The organism is Deinococcus roseus (assembly GCF_014646895.1).
Classification (GTDB): domain Bacteria; phylum Deinococcota; class Deinococci; order Deinococcales; family Deinococcaceae; genus Deinococcus_C; species Deinococcus_C roseus.
In genome coordinates, this window is the sequence record NZ_BMOD01000041.1 from 1 (window position 1) to 20,748 (window position 20,748).

Below are 20,748 nucleotides of genomic sequence, written 5' to 3' on the forward strand. Positions count from 1 at the left end.
GTCACCTGTCCCCTGTGGATTTTGAGAATCGGCAGTCAGGATAATCCTTCTTCTCCAGGTGTGCAAAAGGGTTGCAAGTTCAAGAAACCGGAAACTTGCGTCTCCGGTTTCTTCTTTCACAGTCTCTGGTGGTGGGCGATACGTGATTTGAACACGTGACCCCTCGCGTGTGAAGCGAGTGCTCTACCGCTGAGCTAACCGCCCCCAAATGGGCCCTACAGGATTTGAACCTGTAACCAATCGGTTATGAGCCGACTGCTCTGACCGTTGAGCTAAGAGCCCGGGTCAAAACGCCAGCGCTCGCAGGCGAGAATCAAAGTAGCATCAAATCGGACAAAAGTCAAATTTCTGGCAGGGTGCACAGCCCCAAAACCACAGCCATCCGGGCCAGAAGCGTTCCAGTCAGCAATTCCCTTCAGGCATCCACCAGGGATTCATGGGCCATGAGATGTCTGAAACCCAACTTGGTTTTTGCTCACATTTGGCGTACCCTGACTAGAAGTCAAGTCTGGAAAGATGGGCTTTCCACAAAACCCTTCAAAGCTCTTCAAAACCCTTCAAAGCTCTTCAAAACCCTTCAAAGCTCCACAAAGCTCCACAAAGCGAGGATGAATGATGCCGCATTCTAAATTGCACGTCCTGCACGTATCCACTGAAGTGTTTCCCTTTTCCAGGACTGGAGGCCTCGCTGATGTTGCCGGAGCACTCCCCTACGCCCTGCAAAAACACGGGCACACGTCCAGCACCCTGAGCCCCTGGTACGAAACCCTGCAGACCCCCCACCCACCTGAAGTGATCAAGACCTTTCATGTGCATGGAATTGGCAATGTCAACCTGGGTCAGGTGGTGCTGGATGGGGTCAGCCACTACTTCCTGAACTTTCCGCTGGTGCACACCCCCAAACTGTACGGCTATGAGAACGACCCGGAGCGTTTTGCCCGTTTCTGTCTGGCCTCCATGCACGCCCTCTTGCATCTGCCGCATGTGGATGTGCTGCACGCCCACGACTGGGGGGTGGGTCTGCTGCCCGCCATGATCCAGTACGCTGCGCCCCATCCCAGGCTGCACGGCATCAGCACGGCTTTCACCATCCACAACCTGCAACACCAGGGCCGCTGGAACCCACAGGATGTGCTGTCCTGGACGCACCTTCCTTCTTATCTGGTGCATCCAGATGGGGTGGAGTTCTTTGGGGATGTCAATTACATCAAGTCAGGCATCCGTTACGCCGATGTGGTCACCACCGTTTCTCCCACCTATGCCCAGGAAGTCACCACCCCCACTTACGGCGAGGGACTGGACGGCATCCTCCGGCAGAGCCAGTATCAGGGCAAACTGCGCGGCATCCTGAACGGCCTGGACACCGACCGCTGGGACCCCCGAACAGACCCGGACATCGTGCAATTCAGCGATTATGCAGGCAAACAGGCTGCACGTGATGCACTGCGTCAGGAATTCGGCTTTGATGACAAACCCATCCTGGCTGCCGTGACCCGTCTGGCCACCCAGAAGGGCCTGGATCTGATCCTGCCTTTCCTGCAGGAACTGCTGCAGGACTGGAACCTGCTGATTCTGGGGGGCGGAGATGCCAACCTGGAAGGGATTTTCACGGTGCTGGATGAGCACGTGCCTTCGTTCAAGTTCAGGTCTGGCATGCAAGAAGCCCTGTCCCACCGCATTTACGCGGGTGCGGATGCTTTCCTGATGCCCAGCCGTTTTGAACCCTGCGGCCTGAGCCAGATGATCAGCATGCGTTACGGAACCGTTCCCATTGTGAGGGACACCGGAGGGCTGCATGACACCGTTCCTCCCCATCTGGGTTTCCGCTTCCGTGATGCCACCCCTCAGGCCCTCAGAAACGTGCTGAAAGAAGCCCGTGGGGTCTACGAAGACCGGGGAGCCTGGGAGTACCGTGCCCAGGAAGGCATGAAGCAGGACTTCTCCTGGGAGAAAGCCGCTGCAGAATACATCGCGCTGTACCGGACCCTCCTGGAAGACTGAACACCTCTTGAAAAAGAAAGGGCGCATGACTGCGCCCTTTCTGGTGTTTTTCTGCTTTCAGAACAGATCCACAAAAGCCTTGACAAATCCAGGCAGGTCGTCCACGTGCTGCGCGGTCACCAGGTTGCCAGCCACCACCACGCGCTCCTCCAGGTAATTGGCTCCGGCATGCTCCAGATCCTCACGGATGGACATGAACCCGGTCAGGGTGCGGCCTTTCACCACTTTGGCGCTGATCAGGGCCCAGCCACCGTGACACACAGCACCCAGGGGTTTCTTCTGGGCATCAATGTCATGGATCAGGCTGGTCATGCTCTTGTGGCGGCGGATGCGGTCCGGGGCAAAGCCACCAGGAACAATCAGGCCCGCGAGGTCATCGGCCTTCACATCTTCCGCAGCGATGGTCGCATCGATGGTGAAAGGGGTCTTGCCATGGTAGGTGGCCACTTTGGGACCGATCACCACCACGCCAAAACCGGCTTCCTGCACACGGTAGTAAGGGTAGATCACTTCACGCTCGTCAAAGTAGTCCTCGATCAGAATGCCAATCAGTTTCATACAGGGACCATTTTACAGGGCAAGGGGGAAAGTTGCCTGAGAGGTTTAGAGGGGATGAGGAAAAGCACCCGTAGGGGCGAGGCATGCCTCGCCCTGCGGAAGAAATCTGAATTGGGTTTGTGAGGTCACACCACGCTGCGCCCTCACAACAGAAACCTCAGCCCCGCACATCCTCCAGAAATTCCAGCACTGCAGCATTGAATCCATCGGGGTCCAGCAGGTTGCTGAGGTGAGCGGTTTTGAGTTCCACGTATTTGCCCCCTGTGACTTCTGCAATCTCTCTGGCCGCTTCTTCAGGGATCAGGGTGTCCTCGCTGCCGCCAATCACCAGCACAGGAATGTTCAATCTGGACAGGGCTTCGTGGGAGTCCGGACGGTCTGCCATGGCGCGTTGTGCTGCTGCCACCCCTTCAGGACTGGCCTGCAGGATCATGGTTTTCACGCTGTCCTGGATGTCCTCGGGAGCATCTTCTCCCACCAGACCGGGCAGCATCGCGTCCAGGGCCACCTGGGTGCCTTCCTCCAGCACTTTCTGGGCCATGGTGAGGCGTTTTTGCCTGCCCTCCTGGGTGTCCTGTCCCATGCGGGTGTTGGCAAAAATGGCCGCACTGAAGCGCTCTGGAGCCAGGGCCAGCAGGCGCATCAGCACATACCCTCCCATGCTGAGCCCCAGACCCACCACGCCCTCCTGAGGCAGGGCTTTCAGCAATTGCTGGGCGTGTCCTTCCAGGGAATCCAGGGTGCCCTGCTGGCCTCCAAAACCGGGAAAGTTGGGGGCAAAAACCTCCTCCCCGGCGTCATAAAGTTCCTGTTGCAAAAGGGAATACATCTGGCTGTTCAGGGGAAAAGCATGCAAAAGCAGAATCATGATCTGAGTTTACAGTTCACAGTTTACAGGTCACAGCATCTGAACAAACATTGCTCTGGGCATCCCCGGCATTCACAGAGAAAAGAAAACATCCAAACTGTTCACTGTGAACTGTAGACTGTAAACTCTTCCCATGTCGGCTTTTGCCCTGAGCGTGATCCTCGTTTCCCCCAAAACCCCCGGTAACATCGGTTCTGCTGCCAGAGCCATGAAGAACATGGGTGCCAACGATCTGCGGATTGTGGCCCCCAGATGCAACGTGCTGGACAGCGAAGCCATTGCTTTCAGCGTGCATGCAGAAGAACTGGTCCGTCAGGCCCCCATTTTTGCCACCCTGGAAGAGGCCACTGCAGACCTGGATTTCCTGATGGGCACCACAGCCCGCCAGCGGGACGATCTGCCCGAACCCATCTTTCCTTCTGAGGTAAAACCCATGCTGGCTGCGTTTCAGAAGGTGGGTGTGGTTTTTGGCCGTGAAGAATCGGGCCTGACCACCGATGAACTGGCCCGCTGCCAGTCGGTGCTGCGCATTCCCACCTCGGATTATGCGTCTCTGAACCTTGCTCAGGCTGTGCTGCTCTGCTGCTATGAGCTTCTGCAAGCAGAACGCAGCTCTGGTGCCGTCCCGGTGCCTGTGACAGAGGCCACCGATCTGGCCCCCAGAGAGCAGATGGAGCGCTTTTACGAGCAGTTGCAAGACTTCATTCTGAAGGTGAACTACACCGATCAGCCCCGTCTGAAACACAAGATGCGCCAGATGCGCAAGGTCTTCGATCAGGCCCGCATGACCGAAGACCAGATTCGCATGCTGCGCGGCCTGTGGGCGCAGGCTTTGTGGGCCGCCAAGAGCAAGAAGTTCATCATTGAGGATTGAGATGGGCCGAGAGCCGAGAGCCGAGAGCCGAGAGCGTACTGTGCAAAAGCTTCGGTAGCATGTCAAATCCCTAAAGCTTGAGCAAGAGCATTTTTTGCCCTCGGCCCTGTGCCCTCGGCTCTCGGCCTCCGGAAGGGAGCCCCAATGACCATGAAACCCCTGGATTTCCTGCATCCGGCCAGTGAACCCGAGCAACTGTCGCGCAGTGTGCGGCTGGCCCGCAATGTGATGCCGCCACTGATTCTGATTCTGGTGCTGGGGTTTGAGACCCTGATGCGTTTGTGGGTGGAGCCGCATGCCACCATTGCAAGACTGCTGTTTTATGGCGGAGTGGGGCCGATCACCACCTATTTCACCATTGCCTGGATTCTGGAAGGGATCAAGGTGCGGGCCAGAATGGAGTTGGAGCAGGCGAGGCTCTACAAGGAACTGGACACCGTACAGGTGCTGATCAAGCGTCTGGCAGAGGCCAGCGATCTGGAAGAGGTGCTGGATGTGGCTGCCAGAGGTCTGGTGCAGGCTTCCGGGGCAAAATCGGGCATGCTGATCCTGTCTGGCAATGTGTACCGGGTGGTTGAGGAAGACGGATCCCTGCACAGCAATCCAGGGATCTTTCCACGGGACATCCCCAGGGTGATCGAGCACCGGGGCGCAGAGCAGGGCATCCTGATTGCGGTGCCGTTTTACTCTTCTGGCACCCTGGTGGGTGGGGCTTACCTGAAATTTGATCTGGAGATGTCCAGCGAGCAGCGCACCCTGGTGGAGGCCCTTTCTGGCGAGGTGGGCACGGCCATCGAAGCGGCGCAGCAGCGCACCCGTGATCTGATGACGCTGTATCAGGTGGATGAGTCCATCCGGGCGGAGCGCAACATGAACCGCCTGCTGGAAAGCGTGCTGACCCGCATGATGGAGCGCAGCGCTGCAGAGGCAGGCTTTGCGTACCTGATGGATCAGGATGGGGTCCTCAGGCTGGTGTGGGCCAGGGATTTCGCAGGCCGGACCCATCAGGGTGGAGCGGTCAGCACTTTTGCCCGTGAGGTGGCAGAGGCCCGCATTCCCCTGATGACCACTGACGCACCTGCCCAGACCATGCTCCCTGAGGCCTCACATGCCATCGGGGTGCCCATGCTGGAAGGGGAGCACCTGGAGGGGGTGCTGGTGCTGGCCTACCAGCACAATGCACCTCTGGAGGGACCTGGGGTGCAATTGCTGGCCCTGATGGGCAATCAGGCCACCCTGGCGGTGCGCAATGCCCGTGCTTACCTGTACTCCGAAGAACTCGCGATCAACGAGGAACGCAACCGCATTGCCCGTGAGATTCACGATGGAATCGCGCAGAGCCTGGCTTTCACTGCCATCAAACTGGATCTGGCTGAGCGCCTGCTGGAAAAAGACTTGGAGAAGGCCCGCAGTGAAATTGTGCTGTCCAAGCAAACCCTGCGGGAGCAGATCAAGGAGGTCAGGCGCAGCATTTTTGCCCTCAGACCCATTGATCTGGAGCGCTTTGGACTCACCGAGACCGTCAAGAAGTACGTCACGGATTTTGGAGAGCAGCACAACATCCTCACCGATTTGAATGTGCAGGGGGAGGTGCAGCTTTCTCCCAGCGATGAGGCGGTGATTTTCCGCATTTTGCAGGAAAGCCTCAACAATGTGGCCAAGCACTCCCAGGCCAGACGGGTGTGGGTGTCCTTGCTGGCCGGAGCCACCGTCACCCTGATGGTGGGAGACGATGGGAAGGGTTTCGATCCTGCCCAGGTGGGAGAACGGGTCACCACTGCAGGAGGTCTGGGCCTGAAGCAGATGGGAGAGCGCATTGAGGCCCGTGGAGGCACCCACCACATTGAAAGCCAGCTTGGAGAGGGCACCACGGTGACGGTGACTTTGCCCGCCCAGTGAAGGACCATCAAACAGGCTTTAAGCACACCTTTTGTGCACCTGACGGGTTATATTGGTCCCAATGAGCCACATCACTTTCCTGAAATCCCTGCTGGAAACCGCTGGGCCATCTGGCTACGAAGAACGGGCCACCTCGGCCTGGTTGCAGGAAGCCGCCACCTTTGCAGACCAGACCTACAAAGACCGTTATGGCAACGCCTTTGCAGTGCTCAATCCAGAGGGCAAAAACACCGTGATGCTTTCGGGGCACATCGATGAGATTGGAACCATTGTCACCCATGTGGACGACGGAGGATTGATTTCCTTTCAGGGTCTGGGAGGCTGGGATCCCCAGGTGCTGGTGGGACAGCGCATCCGGCTGCTCGCTGAAGGTGGAGATGTGCTTGCAGTGGTGGGCAAGAAACCCATCCACCTGATGGATGCAGACGAGCGCTCCAAAGCCAGCAAAATTGATGATCTGTGGCTGGATGCTGCCCTGCCTGCAGAAGAAGTCAAAAACCGCGTGAAAGTGGGAACTCCTGGGCGTGTGGAGCAACCCGTGCTGTTTTCCGGGCGCAAAATCATCTCCCCTGCCCTGGACAACCGCATCGGGGCTTATGTGGTGCTGGAAGCCCTCAGGCGCATGAAGGAACTGGGGGTGCAGGAGAAAGTGGTGGCGGTGGCCAGCACCCAGGAGGAAATCGGGGCCTGGGGGGCCAGGGTGGCTGCTTATGGCCTGAATCCCGATCTGGCCTTCACCGTGGATCTGTGCTTCGAGAGCAAGGCTCCGGGGGTCAATGCCAAGAAATACGGCGAAAGCGAGTTTGGCAGTGGAACCGCCATCACGGTGGGGCCTTTCATCCATCCAACAGTGGCAAAAGGACTACAGGATGCGGCCAGCCAGCACAAACTGAAGTTCACCCTCAGTGCCAGCAGAAACCACACCGCCACCGATGCAGACGAAATCCATCTGGTGCGCTCCGGGGTTCCAGGTGCGGTTTTGAGCATCCCATCCAGGTACATGCACTCTCCCAATGAAATTGTGGACCTGGATGATGTGGACAACACCATCGAACTGATTGCCCAGTATGTGCTGGGGGTTCAGGACTACAGCTTCATTCGGTGAGGATCAACATTCGTCCCGGCTTCTTGTGCTAGGCTAAGCCTCGTGAAAGACGTCAAACCTGTGGTGGGTGAGTCCCAGGAGAAACCCGAGCAGATCCGGGAGATGTTCAGCAGCATTGCTGGCCGTTACGATCTGCTCAACCGCCTCTTGAGCCTGGGCGTGGACCAGTCGTGGCGCAAAACCGCCACCCAGCTGGCCTTGCAGAACCGTCCGGCCACGGTGCTGGATGTGGCCACCGGCACCGCTGATTTTGCCCTGATGCTGAAAAAGGCCCTGCCCAGTGCCAGAGTGATTGGTTCGGACTTTGTGCCTGCCATGCTGGAGGTGGGCCGCCAGAAAGCCAGACAGCAGCACATCGACATCACCCTGGAAGAAGGGGATGCATTGAGCCTGCCTTATGCAGACCAGTCTTTTGACGCCCTGACCTGCGCTTTTGGGTTCCGCAATTTCGCCAGCTTTGAGCGCGGTTTGCAGGAATTTCACCGGGTGCTGAAACCCGGAGGCCGGGCGGTCATTCTGGAGTTCCCCCCACCGCAAAAAGGGCTGTTTGGCAGTCTGGTGCGTTTTTACTTCAGAACGGTGCTGCCTTTCATGGGTTCACTGGTTTCGGGCAAGAAGAACGCCTACACCTACCTTCCCGAATCCATCATGGCTTTTCCTGATCCTGAAAAACTCAGGAAGATGATGGAGGAAACTGGGTTTTCCACCTCCTATCAGGCGCTGACTTTTGGGCTGGCTGCAGTGCATGTGGGTGTCAAGCGCTGATTTCAGGGCTGATTTTTCAGACAACTTCTGGCTTTGTGTGTGCCCAAAAACACCGCTGCTGAGGAAGATGACCCATTTGCCGGGATTTTGCTCAATGTGCAGATCGAGAAATTAGGGGGTTTCCCTATACTGGAAAGATGCATCCCATCAAGGTGAGCCTGCATGACACCCTGCTGTACCTGCACACCGAACCCAAAGGTGTGCGTCCTGTGGACCATTACCAGCAGACCGACTTCGGGCTTTATGTGGCCCGGCGGTTCCAGCACCACCCCAGAATCCAGTACTGGGAAGCCCACCTGATTCCCCGTCTGGGCTTGCAGGTGAATGTGTTTCACTACCACGATGAGGCCAGAGGCGACCACACCCACGATTACTACCTGGATGTCATGCGCATTCAGCACAAAGGGCACCAGTGGTGCACCGAGGATTACTACCTGGATCTGCTGGTGTACCAGGGCAGCCATGCCCGCATCCTGGACACCGATGAGTACCTGCATGCCGTGCAGGATGGCACCCTTTCTGCAGAGAGCGCCGGGTATGCCCTGATGACCGCCCACCGTGCCCTCAACAACCTGGGGCTTTTTGGGCATGATCTGGACGCCTGGCTGGCCTCTGAGGGAATCGAGTTGTTCTGGCAGGAAGAACCTGTGCTGTCCCGTTCTTCCTGACCCCACTAAGCCAGAACAGTGAGGCTGAACCGGGTCAAGACTGGGTGCAATGGCGGATCAACAAGACGTTTTCCTTGTCAGGGCTGTGGCAGATCAGGTTAGAATCTGCCCATGACGCAGTCGATCCGCAAATCGGTGAAAGACACGCCCGCCTATCCTTTTCAAGCCATAGACGTTCCCATCAAACTGGACCAGAACGAAAACCCTTATGACTTTCCTGCTGACCTCAAGCAGGAGGTGGCAAGGCGCATTCTGGACACCCCTTTCAACCGTTACCCGGATTTGCATGCAGACCGCCTGAAGGTGGCCATTGGCAAATTTGAGAACTGGAATCCTGCTGGGGTGGTGGTGACTCCGGGCAGCAATGTGCTGTTGCATCAGCTCACCTCTCTGGCCGGACTGCGCCAGAAGGTCTTGACTGTCAAACCCACCTTTGCGGTATACACCTTAGAGGCCAGCATTCTGGAGTCTGACCTGACCCTGGTGCCCCTCAATCCTGATTTCAGCCTGCCGGTGGAAGCCCTGAAAGCAGAGCTGCAGAAAGGTGGCCCTGGCCTGTTCTACATCACCGAGCCACACGCTCCCACCGGAAAACTGGACAGCGTTGCAGAGGTGGAGGCTTTGCTGGAAGTGGCAAAAGAACACGGCTGGCTCAGCGTGATTGATGAGGCGTATTACCAGTTCGGGGGGAACGACTTCCGTTATGCCGTGGAGAAATACGGCAATGTGATTGTCATCCGTACTTTCTCCAAAGCCTGGGGAATGGCCGGTCTGCGTCTGGGGTATGCCCTGACCAGCGTAGAACTCGCCACCGAACTCCAGAAGGTGATTTCGGCATTCAATGTGAATGCCCTGACCACCGTGGCCGTGGAAGTGGCCCTGGAAAACCCCGGTTACGTGCAGAAAATTGCCGATGAGCAGCGTTCAGAGCGGGACCGCATGGTTTCAGCCCTGCAAGCCCACCCCACCTGGACGGTGTATCCTTCCAGCACCAATTTCTTTCTGGTGCGCACCCCCAATGCCCCCGAAGCCTACCAGGAATTGATCAAACACGGGGTTCTGGTGCGCAGGCAGGACAGTGGGTTCATGCTGGAAGGGGTCCTGAGGGTTTCTGTGGGCACCCCGCAGGAGAACGACCGTTTCCTGGAGGCAGCCTTACAGGTTCAGACCGCCTGACCGAACTGCTTTGCACACACCAACCCAGGAGACAGCACCTTTTCGTCAAATCTGATCCTGCCTCCCCCTACAAATTCACCCTGAAAGTCACCAACCTGTACAATTGTTCGCAGTACCGCATCCCCAATGCGATTGAAGGCAACCCCCTCTGAGCCAGCAGGTCCATGCAGGTTTGTAGAGCCCCTGTCAATAGAGTCGCTGGGCTTCCCGCTGAAATTCGGCGGGAAGTTTTCCGTTCTGTGTCACGGTGTCCTGCACCCAGCGTTCCAGACCGCGCACATCACCCATCACATGGTCCTGCACAGCCACGGATCCATAACTGACCCGGATGCCCTGCACCCCCAGTTTTTCCACGTATCTTTTCAGGTTGGTCTGGTAAGTGGTGGCTTCTGGACTGTTCAGGCAGGATTGCACCTCTTTGCTGCGGGTGCCGCCTGTCTGCTGATAATGCTGCTGGTAGTGCTTTGCATCCAGCACATCGTTGTTGTTCTGAAACACCCGGTCCATGAAAGGCTGCAGGTGATTTGCATCATGTCTGGAAATGCAGTACTCAAAACGGGTTCCCAGTGCTCCTGCCAGACCCAGCTTCTGGATGTTGAGGGTGAACAGGGCCACCTCTCCCCTGTCGATGTAGGGTTGAAGGGTTTTTTGCAATTTAAAATGGTCTTCAGAGCAGAAAGCACAGGCGTAGTCGGTGAATTCAATGACCTGCACGGCTGCTGTGCGTTTTCCCAGCACCGGAAGCACCTGCAGCAGGTGTTTGCGGGTCTGGATCAGGTCTTTGCGTTTGTAGATGCCCTCGGTGACTGCAGCAGCCATGCCAAACACTGCCAGACCGATGAAAAAGCAAAGGTAGGGAAACCAGCTCTGGCCCATCAGGTTTCTCAGGACACCTGGTTTATAAGGGACATACCATTCTCCATACTCGGTCTGCATCATTTTTGGCATATCGGCATTCTAGACCTGCGGACCTGACAGGATTCTGCACCCCCAATCCACTGGCTGTCTTGCCGATGGCTGAAAGTCCAGTGCTGACCGCTATATAATGCTCTCCATGATCACGTCCGCCGAGATGGAGCACCTCAAGAAACTGGCCCGACTGGAGCTCAGTGGGGAAGAAACCGAGCAGATTCAGCTTGAAATGAACAAGATCCTCAGCTACTTTGACAAACTGCAGGAACTCGACACCGAGGGTGTGGAAGAAATGCAGCGCCCCATCGATCTGGTGAATGTTTTCCGGGACGATGTGGTGGGCGACATGTTCACCCATGAAACCGCCATGGGCGTGTCTGTCGAGCAGGAAGAGGGTTTCTTCAAAGTTCCCCGTGTGGTTGAGTAAGCCAGCCCTAAGCAACCTGAGTTAAGCCCTCCAGAGGATGCACTCTTGCATCCTTTGTGTCTGAATAGGAATCAAGATGCTTGATCTGAAATTCATCCGAGAAAACCCCGAAACCGTCCGTGAAGCCATCAAGCAGAAACGTGTGAACCTGGACCTCGCTGAGCTGCTGGCCGCAGACCAGCAGCTCAGCGAACTGAAGAAAACCGTGGAGGCCAGACAGGCCGAACGCAACCAGAACGCCAAACTGGTGCCCAAGGCTTCCCCGGAAGAGCGCCCTGCCCTGATCCAGAAAGGCAAGGACCTGGGGGAGGAACTGAGAACCCTGGAAGCCGACCTGCGTGAAAAACAGGAAGAACTGCGCCTCCTGCTGCTGAAAGTGCCCAATGTGCCCCTTGCAGGCGTACCGGTGGGCCGCGATGATGAAGAGAACGTGGAAGTGCGCCGTGAAGGTGAACTTCCCAGCTTTGATTTTGAGCCAAAGGACCACATCACCCTGCTGCAACAGAAAGACTGGGCAGACTTTGACCGGGTGGGCAATGTCTCGGGCAGCCGTTCTTACCTTTTGAAGGGCGACATGGTGCTGCTGGAAATGGCCCTGATGAATTTTGCCATGACCTTTCTGTCTGGCAGGGGCTTCACCCCCATGGGCCTGTCTGCCCTGGTGCGCGGCAAGGCATTTGAAGGCACCGGGCATTTCCCTGGCGGTGAAGATCAGGTGTACAAAGTGGAAGGCCAGGACCTGATGCTGGCCGGAACCGCCGAAGTGCCTGCCAACGAACTGCACCGGGACATGGTGCTTTCTGAAGACCAGTTGCCCCTGACTTACGCGGCCATCTCGGGTGCATTCCGCAGTGAAGCAGGTTCGGCAGGCCGCGATGTGAAAGGCCTGATCCGGGTGCATGAGTTCAAAAAGGTCGAGCAGTACGTGATCTGCAGGGGAGACATCGAAGAATCGCAGGCATGGTTCTACAAACTGCTCTCCAATGCAGAGGCCCTGATGAAAGCGCTGGAACTCCCCTACCGGGTGATCCAGAACTGCACCGGAGACATGGGCGCAGGCAAAGTGTGGATGTATGACATCGAAACCTGGGTGCCCAGCGAGCAAAAATACCGCGAAACCCACTCCTGCTCGAACCTGGGCGACTGGCAGGCCCGCCGCACCAACATCAGGTACAAGGACAGGGAAGGCAAAATGCAGTTCCCGCACACGCTCAACAACACCGGGATTGCCAGCCCCCGCATTCTGGTGCCTTTTCTGGAGAACCACCAGCAAGCAGACGGCTCGATCCGCATTCCTGCAGCGTTGCAGCCTTTCCTGGGCGGCAGAACCCAGATTGGCTGATTCTCTTTTCCATTCAAAAGACGGGCCAATGCCCGTCTTTTTTGCTGCCTACACTTTTTTGCTGTCTACAGGTGATTTCCCTGTCTTCTTCCTGTCTTCTCTGCCCTGCGACAGGACACAGCAAACGTGACATCATGAAAGCATGAGTCAAAAGAGCATCTGGCCCGTTGTCGGGATTGCCCTGTCTCCGCTCCTGCTGGCTTTGCTGGGGGTGTTTCATCCCCATGAACTGACCCGGATGAATGCCCAATCCTGGACCACCCTGCATCTGTTTCTGCTGCTGCTTTTTCCCATGCTGGGCGTCAATCTGTGGTGGCTTGCCTCTGGCATTCCCGGGGTTTCTGCCTGGGCCATCCGGGTGATGGGCTTCTTTTACATCCTCTATTACGGAGCGCTGGATGTGCTGGCAGGCATTGCCACCGGCCTGATGGTGCAGAAAAACATGGCTCCAGATGCCCCCCAGGTCTCTGCCCTCTTTGACACGGGAAACACCCTCAGTCAGATCGGGGTGTGGAGTTTCCTGCTGGGTTCCCTGGTGACACTGTTCCTGTACTGGCAACTGGTGGGCCGCAGGGCTTTTCTGGGCGGCCTGCTTTTGATTGCTGCAGCCCTGTCCTTTCTGAACAGCCACATCTATTTTCCGGTGGGGGTCATCACCATGGTGGTCATGGCGGCAGGTTTTGCCTTCCTGATGCACAGCCGGACTTACTTTCGGGACCTGACCCCCCAGAACAGAAAATAAAACCACAAACAGAGCTGTGCAGGATGTTCCTGCACAGCCAGAGCAACTTCAGATCCAGCAACCTCAGGGCTGATACAGACGGTAAACCGTACCGCTTTCATCATCGGAAATCAGCAGGCTGCCATCTGACAGAGGTGCAGTGTCCACCGGACGGCCCCAGCGCACCTTGTTGGCTGCGTCCGTCACCCAGCCAGAAACCAGGTCCTGTTCTCCGGTGGGCTGTCCGTTCTGGAAGGGGAAGAAGCTGACCTTGTGCCCGGTGAAGGACTGGCGGTTCCAGGAGCCGTGCAGACCCACCACAGCTCCATTTTTGAAGCCTTCAGGCACACTGGCTCCGGTCCAGAAGGTCAGGCCCAGCGGCGCAGAGTGGGCCTGGATGCCCATGTCGGTGGGGGTCATGGTGTTGCAGTCCTTGACCGAATTGTCGGGATTGCGAGTCACATCTGCAACATAAGGCATGTTCTGGTATCCCGTGGTGCTGTTGAGGACCGGGTTGCAGTAAGGCCAGCCGTAATCTCCGCCCTCTTTCACTTTGATGAATTGCTCGGGCGGGTTGTTGTCCACAAAATCCGGGAGCACCTTGCCGTAATCGTCTGACCCGTCTCCATCAAAGTCCTTGTGGTAGGGGTACTGCATGTCATCCCGCTGGTTGATCACCGCCCAGAGGTCTCCAGTGTCTGGAGCAAAAGCCAGTCCTTCCGCATTGCGGATGCCCGTGGCAAACAATTTGCGGTTTTTGCCATCCAGATCGTACTGGTAAATGGCTCCCCGAATGGGATCGGTTTGCAGGTCGCGGGGGTCCTCGTTGGTGGAGCTGGCCACATCCACGTACAGCTTGCCCCCGCCAATGGCGATGTTCTTGAGGATGTGGCGGTAATTGTCTTCATCTGGGAGGGGTTCGGTGGGCAGACCATCCACCACCACTTCCATGGCCCTGCGGGTGAGGTCACCGTTCTGGTATTCCGAACGGCTGATGCGTCCTGCCTCGGAGACATACAGGTAGGTTTTGCCTTCAATCTGGGTGAACACCATGTCATGCGGGTTGTTGAGGCCCGTCACGAAGGCACTGGTGGCATAAGCAGCCCCCGGACGGACCAGGGAAATGCTGCCTTCTTTGGGCTGGGACACCAGCACATTGCCGTCTGGAGTGACAGCCAGGAAGCGGGCCCCTTTCACACGGGCCACCACCTGAATTTTCATGCCACTGGGAATGTTGAGGGTGCGGGCCTGGTTGAAGGGTGCGGTGTTCAGGCCAGAGGGCACCTCCAGTTGGGTGGACACCAGTACAGGTGGATTGGGCGAGGCCATCATGCGGCATCCCAGCAGGCTGAAGGTCAGCAGGGCAGCAAGTGCAGGAAGTTTTTTCATTTTGGGCTCCTTGTGTGTTTTGGGCTTGTGTGTTTTGGGAAAGTGCCAGTGTTCAATGTCCAGTGTTTAATGTTGAACTTCTTTACTACACACCTCAGCAGATCATGTAAATGTATGAAAAAAGCACTTCACAATGTAAACCGCAATGCTTAATGTTGCTGAGGATTTTCTGAGTTCCCAGCAGCCCGGCAAGGTTCTTGCAACTTGTCTTTGTTGACCTGCATTTTTCCAGGCCCTGGTCCCTCACCAGCGCTCCCTGCTGGCAAAACCCTCAGCAAAACCTGAGAACCTCAAGAATCATTGCCCTGACAGGGTTTTTGCCCTCAGCAGCCGCTTCAAAGCCTGCTCAGATGCCGTCAGGTGCTCTTCGCTGTTGATCTGGTTTTTGACCCTGAAGTCATCCAGAATGCGGCCTTCCAGGTACACATCAAAGACCTTTGGAGAGATGTAATGCCCCCGCACCACAGCAGGTGTGTTGCCCAGATCTGCTGCCACCACCTTCACGCATTCGGTGAGGTTCTTGCGCGCCTGTCGCTCGCTTTCAGGCAATCCCACCTGAGACAGGTACTCTGCCGCCAGCAAGGTCCCACCCCAGGTGCGGAAATCCTTGGCAGTGAAAGGACCCATCACCTCCCGGATGTATGCGTTCAGGTCGTGGGCCTGAATGCGCACCAGCCCATTTTCGGTTTCGGCTTTGAACAGGAACGCTCCGGGAAGTGCTTTCAGGCGCTCCAGGTTGCGGGCCAGTGTCTGGTCGGTGGTGACCTTGTGCTGCCAGATGCTGTGTTTGCCCCTGAATTTGAACTCGATGGTGCTTCCCTCGATCTTCACGTGCCTTTTCAGCAAGGTGGTCAGACCATAGGTTTTGTGCTGCTGGACATAACAATCCGAGCCCACCCGGAAACGGGCAATGTACAGCAGGCGGGTCATCAGGGACAGCACTTTTCTGGGATGCAGGGTGGTTCTGCGCAGATCCCTGGCCGTTTCCATGCGCAGAGCGGGCAGGGCCTCTGCAAATTTGCCCAGCCGTTTCCATTTGACCTCGGCATTCTTCTGCATGAAATCGCTGTGGTAGCGGTACTGCAAACGTCCAGCCCTGTCCCGACCAAAAGCCTGCAGCGCTGCCTCAGGGTCTGGCGAAACAAAAACATCGGTGTAGGCAGGAGGAATGCCCAGAGCGTTCAGGCGGGCAATTTCTTCTTCTTCCATCAGGGGATCGCCTTCGGGGAGGAAATACCTGAAGTCCTCCAGCGTGTGTCCTTCTCTGCGGTAATAGCAATCCTGCAATTCCTGGGTGAGGGTGGTCATGGTACTGCCCAGTATTTGCCCCGCTTTCACAGACAGGCTGTAAGAGATGTCCGATTCTGAAGGAAGTGATCTGGGAAAGTGTTTTGTGGATTCCAGAAATCTGGGTTTGTTGCTCCTGTATAGACCTTGCTTGCAGGATCAGGACAGGTCTCTTAACCTGACGATGGTTCACCTCTAAACTTGGAGAATCGATTCGATAAACCTGTCCCGCATCCTCTCCTTCCCCGAAAGGACATCCCATGAAACCCTTCAGAATTGTTGTTGCAGGCTGCGGCGGCATGGCCCAGACCTGGGTGGAATACGCCCTGCAAAGACCCGACACCGAAATTGTGGCCCTGGTGGATGTGTTTCCCCAGAGTGCCCGGAAGATGCAGGAAAAATACAGCCTCTCCTGCCCCACCTTCAGCAGCCTTGCAGATGCGCTGCAACAGGTGGATGCCAACCTGGTGCTGGACATCACCATCCCGGACGCCCACTTTGAGGTCGCCCTCACCGCCTTTGCTGCAGGTTGTGATGTGCTGGGAGAAAAACCCATGGCCTCCTCGCTGCAAGATGCCCAGACCATGCTGGACGCCGCACAGCAGGCAGGTCGCACTTACGCCATCATGCAAAACCGCAGGTACCTGAAACCCATCCGGGCCTACCGGGATCTGGTGCACTCTGGAAAAATCGGCACCCCCGGATTTGCCACCGCCAACTTCTTCATCGGGGCACACTTTGGAGGCTTCCGGGATGCCATGGAGAGTCCATTGATCCTGGACATGGCCATCCACACCTTCGATCAGGCACGGTTCATTTTGCAGGCCGATCCGGTGTCTGTGTACTGCCAGGAATTCAACCCGAAAGGTTCCTGGTACCAGGGCAATGCTGCAGCAGTGTGCATCTTCGAAATGTCCGATGGATCGGTTTTCACCTACAACGGAAGCTGGTGCGCAGAAGGGGTGCAAACCTCCTGGGAAGCCCAGTGGCGCGTGATGGGCAGCCTGGGAAGTGCCATCTGGGATGGTCCTCAAATTTACGCCGAGGGGGTCAAAGACCCTGAACAGCAGGCTTTCCACCGGGACGTTGAGAGAATGGAGGCAAAATTCACCTGGGAGGGCAGAGAAGGCCACTTTGGCTGTCTGGACGAAATGTTCCAGGCCCTGCTTGAAAACCGCGATCCAGAAACCGTCTGCACCGACAACATCAAAAGCATGAAAATGGTGTTTGGGGCACTGGAAAGTGCCAGAACGGGGCGGAAGGTGTTGCTGTAAAGATTTGCCGAGAGCCGAGGGCCGAGGGCAAACCTGGAAGCCAAAGCTTTCGCTTTGCAGGAAGCCCAACATTTTGTAAGAACGATGCACCTCTCCATGTTCTCTGCCTTCTTCTCGATCACAGGAGGAGAATCTCAAGTGGATCTTTCAGACTTGACATGAATGTCTGAATGCCAGACCATGCTCTCGGCCCTCGGCAATGGGTCCTCAGGCCTTTCACCCCAGCAATCCCTTATGCTGTTGACGTGCACCTTCCCGAGGCTTTCGAATCCCGCATGCAGCGCCTGCTGGGCCAGCAGTACCCCGAATTTCGGGCAGCCCTGGAACAGGAAAGGGCACTGGGACTGCGGATCAACCCCGCCAGATTGACCCCCAAGCAGGTGCAAAGCCTGCCTTTTCTGGAAGGTCCGGTGCCCTGGACACCCTGGGGGCATTATTATGCCAGCACCTCCAGGCCCAGTGCCCATCCTTTCTTTCTGGGAGGGGGGTTTTATTTGCAGGAACCCAGCGCCATGGCGGTTGCAGAGCTGGCCGCACCAAAACCAGGCCAGTGGGTGATTGACCTCTGTGCTGCTCCTGGGGGCAAAACCACCCATCTGGCCAGTTTCATGCAGGGGCAGGGGGTGCTGGTGGCCAATGAATTCACGGCCAGCCGGGTGCCCAGATTGCTGGAGAATGTGGAGCGCTGGGGGGCCAGAACCACGGTGCTGAGCAATCCCCTGGACCGCATTGCCCGCAAGTGGGAAAGGCTTTTTGATGTGGTGGTGCTGGACGCGCCGTGTTCTGGGGAGGGCATGTTCCGCAAGGACCCTGAAGCCCTCTCTGAATGGCGGCAAAGCACCCCTGAGCGTCTGGGGCGCTTGCAGCAGGATTTGATCGAGCAGGCGGCTGCCCTGACCGCTCCTGAGGGCACCCTGGTGTATTCCACCTGCACCTTTTCTGAAGAGGAGAACGAGCAGGTCATTGAGGGTTTTCTGAAGAAGCATCCCGAATTTCAGCTGGCCTCTGCCCACCTGCACCCCAGTTTTTCTGCTGGCTTTGGTTTGCCTGAAGCGGCCCGACTCTTTCCCCACAAATTGCGGGGAGAGGGGCATTTCATGGCAAAACTGATCCGCACAGATGGTGAAGAGGGGGACGTGACTTACGAGGAGCATGCAAAAGTCAGCAAACCCAGCCTGAAAGCCTGGGAGGAATTCAGAAAAGCCCATCTGCAGGGCGAACTGGACGGTGTGGTAATTGAGCGTGCAGGACACCTGTATCTGGTCCGGGAGCATCTGCCCAGTCTGGCTGGACTGAAAGCCCCTGCTCCGGGCATTTACCTGGGAGAGGTGAAATTCGAGCGCTTTGTGCCCGCCAAGGCCCTTGCCCACCACCTGAATTTAAAACAGGTCAGCCGTCCCCTGGAGGTGGGAACGGCTGAGGCATTCAAACTTGAATTTGGTGAAAGTGTGCCTGTGGATGCAAAAGACGGGTGGCACTGGCTGCACTTTGCAGGGGTGGGTTTCACCTGGGGTGTGGTGAAACGGGGGAACCTGAAACCTACGCCACTTCGGGCGTGATGGCAGGGGGCAGGGTCAGGTAGGAGAGCAGGAGGCCCATCACTCCGGCCCCGAACACCGCTCCGACCCACAGGTGGAATTCCCAGTTCATGTGTCCGGTCAGCAGCACCCCCAGGAAGTAGGTGAGGGAGAACACCGCTGGAATCAGGAAAGCCATGGTGCGGAAGGCCGCAACACGCTGGGTGCTGGGTTGCAGGATGCTGCGGGCCACTTCCAGCACCAGCAAACTGACAGCAACCGTCAGGTAGTAAAGCTGTATCACGCTGGCATCAAAGCGTCCCTGAAAAACCAGTCCAAGCTGTGCAGGAAGCAGCATCAGGACCAGATGGCCCCCGGAGAGCTTCCAGCGGCGCATGAAGTAAAGCACCACACCGGACATCATGGCAGAGCTGATCAGGACAGCCATCACACCGTTGGATTTGGTTTGCCAGCCGCCATCAATGCCTGCAGAGTCCAGCATGGGCACCGCGTACATGGTGAAGAAGGTCAGCAGGGCATACACCACCCCCAGAGACAGCAGCGCTGTGATGGTGGGTTTGGGCTGGTTCCAGGCCGCACGCACAGGACCGGACATGGTCAGGAAGGCACTGGTGGCCAGAATCAGGTGCGGAGGGCTGAGCAGGGCGGCAATGTCGGCCTCAATGCCCAGCAGGGTGTGCCAGACCATGTCCATGGCCCCTGCAGCAATGAAGACCAGACCACCGAAAAAACTCAGGCGGTAGGCCCGCAGTTCAGGGCGGGTTCTGGATTGCCAGAACGCGTAGGCAGAGCAAACGAAAGCGGCAAAGAAGCCCGAATACAGCACTGCGTGCCAGGGCGTGAAAAAGGTTTCCAGTCCGGGCAGGTTGTTGTGGGCCCAGCCGTCCAGGTAAAGCCCTGCAATGAACCAGAAACTGGCAAGCACAAACATCCAGTCGAGGGCACTGGGGGGGGAAATGGTCTGCGGCTGGGTCATGGTTCTGGTCATAAAGGCCTCCAATGGTGCATCTTTTCTTCAGTATGCACCTGCCTGAAAAGGGGCTCCTCCTCCGTTGGGAGTAAGCCATCTTGCTTAATTGCTGCTTCCAACTATACGTTTGTATAAATTCCTGATTTCAGGATGCCAGAGTCTGCTAAAATTTGCAAGATGAACCGCAACCACCGGGAACGCCTGATCGAGGCCGCCAAACAATGCCTCGCAGAAAAAGGCTATGCCAACACCACAGCACGTGACCTGGTGGCTGCCTCGGGAACCAATCTGGCCTCCATCGGGTACCACTTTGGGTCCAAAGAAAAACTGCTGAACACCGCCTTGCTGCACGGCTACCAGACCTGGCTTGCCCCGGTGCTGCAACGTGAGCGACCCGAAACCAGCAACAGCACCTTCATTGCCACTGGAATCCGCACCTATCTGGCTGCTTTCGAACAGGAAGGGGCCATGTCCTACGCCTGCTACGAGGCCATCGCCCAGAGCCAGCACTCTGCAGAAATCCGCAGCGACCTGCAAGGGGTGTACCGCACCATCCGGGACCGCATCACCACCGAAATGGAGGCCTCCACCACCCTGAACCCCACCCAGAGCCGCACCATCGCCACCTTGCTGATGGCCCTGGCAGACGGACTGGCCCTGCAACGCCTGCTGGACCCGGCAGACACACCAGATCTGGAAGGGCTGGATGACAGTTTGCTGCAACTGGCCCAGACGCTGACGGGGGGGAATGCGAGGGAAAAGATTGCCGAGGGCCGAGGGCCGAGCGACCAGCGCGAAGCAGGCCGTCCTGCAAGCGCGTTTCAAGGTCAAGAGAGGGCCGAGGGCTAAAAACGCAGGGCTTGCTGAAGCAAAAAACCTTTGCCTTGCTTTGCATCACTCATGGATGTGACCCGAAAAGCTTTTGCTCTCGGCCCTCGGCCCTCGGCAAATGGCCTCCCCACCCCCAAATCACG

General features: G+C 57.1%; 19 protein-coding genes and 2 tRNA genes. 13 read left to right on the plus strand and 8 right to left on the minus strand.

Going from position 1 to position 20,748, the window contains the following annotated elements:
• Positions 1-129: 129 nt before the first annotated feature.
• Positions 130-204 (minus strand) — tRNA-Val (locus IEY52_RS24895).
• Positions 205-209: 5 nt separating this feature from the next.
• Positions 210-282, minus strand: a tRNA-Ile gene (locus tag IEY52_RS24900).
• Between the two features lie 330 nt (positions 283-612).
• On the opposite strand from IEY52_RS24900, the gene IEY52_RS24905 reads away from it, so the two are divergent.
• Complete coding sequence (locus tag IEY52_RS24905; RefSeq protein ID WP_229684975.1) at positions 613-2,001, plus strand: glycogen synthase; 1,389 nt, start codon at positions 613-615, stop codon at positions 1,999-2,001.
• Between the two features lie 57 nt (positions 2,002-2,058).
• On the opposite strand, the gene IEY52_RS24910 is transcribed toward IEY52_RS24905, so the two are convergent.
• Positions 2,059-2,559: a type 1 glutamine amidotransferase domain-containing protein gene (locus tag IEY52_RS24910; RefSeq protein ID WP_189008833.1), complete on the minus strand. Its 501-nt coding sequence runs from the start codon at positions 2,557-2,559 to the stop codon at positions 2,059-2,061.
• Positions 2,560-2,716: 157 nt separating this feature from the next.
• A complete protein-coding gene (locus IEY52_RS24915; protein WP_189008836.1) occupies positions 2,717-3,427 on the minus strand; it encodes an alpha/beta fold hydrolase in 711 nt (236 codons plus the stop codon).
• A gap of 133 nt (positions 3,428-3,560) precedes the next feature.
• Here IEY52_RS24915 and IEY52_RS24920 point away from each other — a divergent pair, with 133 nt between their 5' ends.
• From IEY52_RS24920 to IEY52_RS24945, 6 genes are all read left to right on the plus strand, one after another.
• A complete protein-coding gene (locus tag IEY52_RS24920) occupies positions 3,561-4,301 on the plus strand; it encodes an RNA methyltransferase (RefSeq protein WP_189008839.1) in 741 nt (246 codons plus the stop codon).
• Between the two features lie 144 nt (positions 4,302-4,445).
• A complete protein-coding gene (locus tag IEY52_RS24925; RefSeq protein WP_308425029.1) occupies positions 4,446-6,200 on the plus strand; it encodes a GAF domain-containing sensor histidine kinase in 1,755 nt (584 codons plus the stop codon).
• A 61-nt stretch (positions 6,201-6,261) separates the two neighbouring features.
• Positions 6,262-7,305: a M20/M25/M40 family metallo-hydrolase gene (locus IEY52_RS24930; RefSeq protein ID WP_189008842.1), complete on the plus strand. Its 1,044-nt coding sequence runs from the start codon at positions 6,262-6,264 to the stop codon at positions 7,303-7,305.
• 42 nt (positions 7,306-7,347) lie between these two features.
• The gene (ubiE, locus tag IEY52_RS24935) at positions 7,348-8,070 is read left to right on the plus strand and encodes a bifunctional demethylmenaquinone methyltransferase/2-methoxy-6-polyprenyl-1,4-benzoquinol methylase UbiE (protein WP_268239764.1); all 723 of its coding nucleotides are present in this window, start codon (positions 7,348-7,350) and stop codon (positions 8,068-8,070) included.
• A 137-nt stretch (positions 8,071-8,207) separates the two neighbouring features.
• Positions 8,208-8,738, plus strand: coding sequence for a DUF402 domain-containing protein (locus tag IEY52_RS24940; protein WP_189008846.1), 531 nt, complete (start codon positions 8,208-8,210; stop codon positions 8,736-8,738).
• Between the two features lie 111 nt (positions 8,739-8,849).
• On the plus strand, positions 8,850-9,914 hold the full coding sequence (locus IEY52_RS24945) for a pyridoxal phosphate-dependent aminotransferase (protein ID WP_189008849.1): 1,065 nt from the start codon (positions 8,850-8,852) through the stop codon (positions 9,912-9,914).
• 186 nt (positions 9,915-10,100) lie between these two features.
• Here IEY52_RS24945 and IEY52_RS24950 read toward each other — a convergent pair whose 3' ends face one another.
• On the minus strand, positions 10,101-10,862 hold the full coding sequence (locus IEY52_RS24950) for a DsbA family protein (RefSeq protein ID WP_189008852.1): 762 nt from the start codon (positions 10,860-10,862) through the stop codon (positions 10,101-10,103).
• A 106-nt stretch (positions 10,863-10,968) separates the two neighbouring features.
• Between IEY52_RS24950 and gatC the strand changes: the two genes are divergently transcribed.
• The 3 genes from gatC (at position 10,969) to IEY52_RS24965 (ending at position 13,337) form a co-directional block, all read left to right on the plus strand.
• The gene (gene gatC / locus IEY52_RS24955; protein ID WP_189008855.1) at positions 10,969-11,253 is read left to right on the plus strand and encodes an Asp-tRNA(Asn)/Glu-tRNA(Gln) amidotransferase subunit GatC; all 285 of its coding nucleotides are present in this window, start codon (positions 10,969-10,971) and stop codon (positions 11,251-11,253) included.
• A 76-nt stretch (positions 11,254-11,329) separates the two neighbouring features.
• The gene (serS, locus tag IEY52_RS24960) at positions 11,330-12,595 is read left to right on the plus strand and encodes a serine--tRNA ligase (RefSeq protein WP_189008858.1); all 1,266 of its coding nucleotides are present in this window, start codon (positions 11,330-11,332) and stop codon (positions 12,593-12,595) included.
• A 142-nt stretch (positions 12,596-12,737) separates the two neighbouring features.
• Positions 12,738-13,337 carry a hypothetical protein gene (locus IEY52_RS24965; RefSeq protein ID WP_189008861.1) on the plus strand — a complete coding sequence of 200 codons (600 nt, stop codon included), beginning with the start codon at positions 12,738-12,740 and terminating at the stop codon, positions 13,335-13,337.
• A 63-nt stretch (positions 13,338-13,400) separates the two neighbouring features.
• Here the strand turns inward: IEY52_RS24965 and IEY52_RS24970 are convergent, their stop codons facing one another.
• Both IEY52_RS24970 and IEY52_RS24975 read right to left on the minus strand, forming a co-directional pair.
• A complete protein-coding gene (locus IEY52_RS24970) occupies positions 13,401-14,705 on the minus strand; it encodes a PQQ-dependent sugar dehydrogenase (RefSeq protein ID WP_189008864.1) in 1,305 nt (434 codons plus the stop codon).
• A gap of 297 nt (positions 14,706-15,002) precedes the next feature.
• Complete coding sequence (locus IEY52_RS24975; protein ID WP_189008867.1) at positions 15,003-16,013, minus strand: DNA topoisomerase IB; 1,011 nt, start codon at positions 16,011-16,013, stop codon at positions 15,003-15,005.
• Between the two features lie 239 nt (positions 16,014-16,252).
• Here IEY52_RS24975 and IEY52_RS24980 point away from each other — a divergent pair, with 239 nt between their 5' ends.
• Both IEY52_RS24980 and IEY52_RS24985 read left to right on the plus strand, forming a co-directional pair.
• A complete protein-coding gene (locus IEY52_RS24980; protein ID WP_189008870.1) occupies positions 16,253-17,266 on the plus strand; it encodes a Gfo/Idh/MocA family protein in 1,014 nt (337 codons plus the stop codon).
• 245 nt (positions 17,267-17,511) lie between these two features.
• Positions 17,512-18,825, plus strand: coding sequence for an RsmF rRNA methyltransferase first C-terminal domain-containing protein (locus IEY52_RS24985; protein ID WP_189008873.1), 1,314 nt, complete (start codon positions 17,512-17,514; stop codon positions 18,823-18,825).
• Here IEY52_RS24985 and IEY52_RS24990 read toward each other — a convergent pair.
• Positions 18,806-19,792, minus strand: coding sequence for a hypothetical protein (locus tag IEY52_RS24990; protein WP_189008877.1), 987 nt, complete (start codon positions 19,790-19,792; stop codon positions 18,806-18,808). The genes IEY52_RS24985 and IEY52_RS24990 overlap by 20 nt on opposite strands.
• 159 nt (positions 19,793-19,951) lie before the next feature.
• On the opposite strand from IEY52_RS24990, the gene IEY52_RS24995 reads away from it, so the two are divergent.
• Positions 19,952-20,623: a TetR/AcrR family transcriptional regulator gene (locus IEY52_RS24995; RefSeq protein ID WP_189008880.1), complete on the plus strand. Its 672-nt coding sequence runs from the start codon at positions 19,952-19,954 to the stop codon at positions 20,621-20,623.
• Positions 20,624-20,748: the final 125 nt, after the last annotated feature.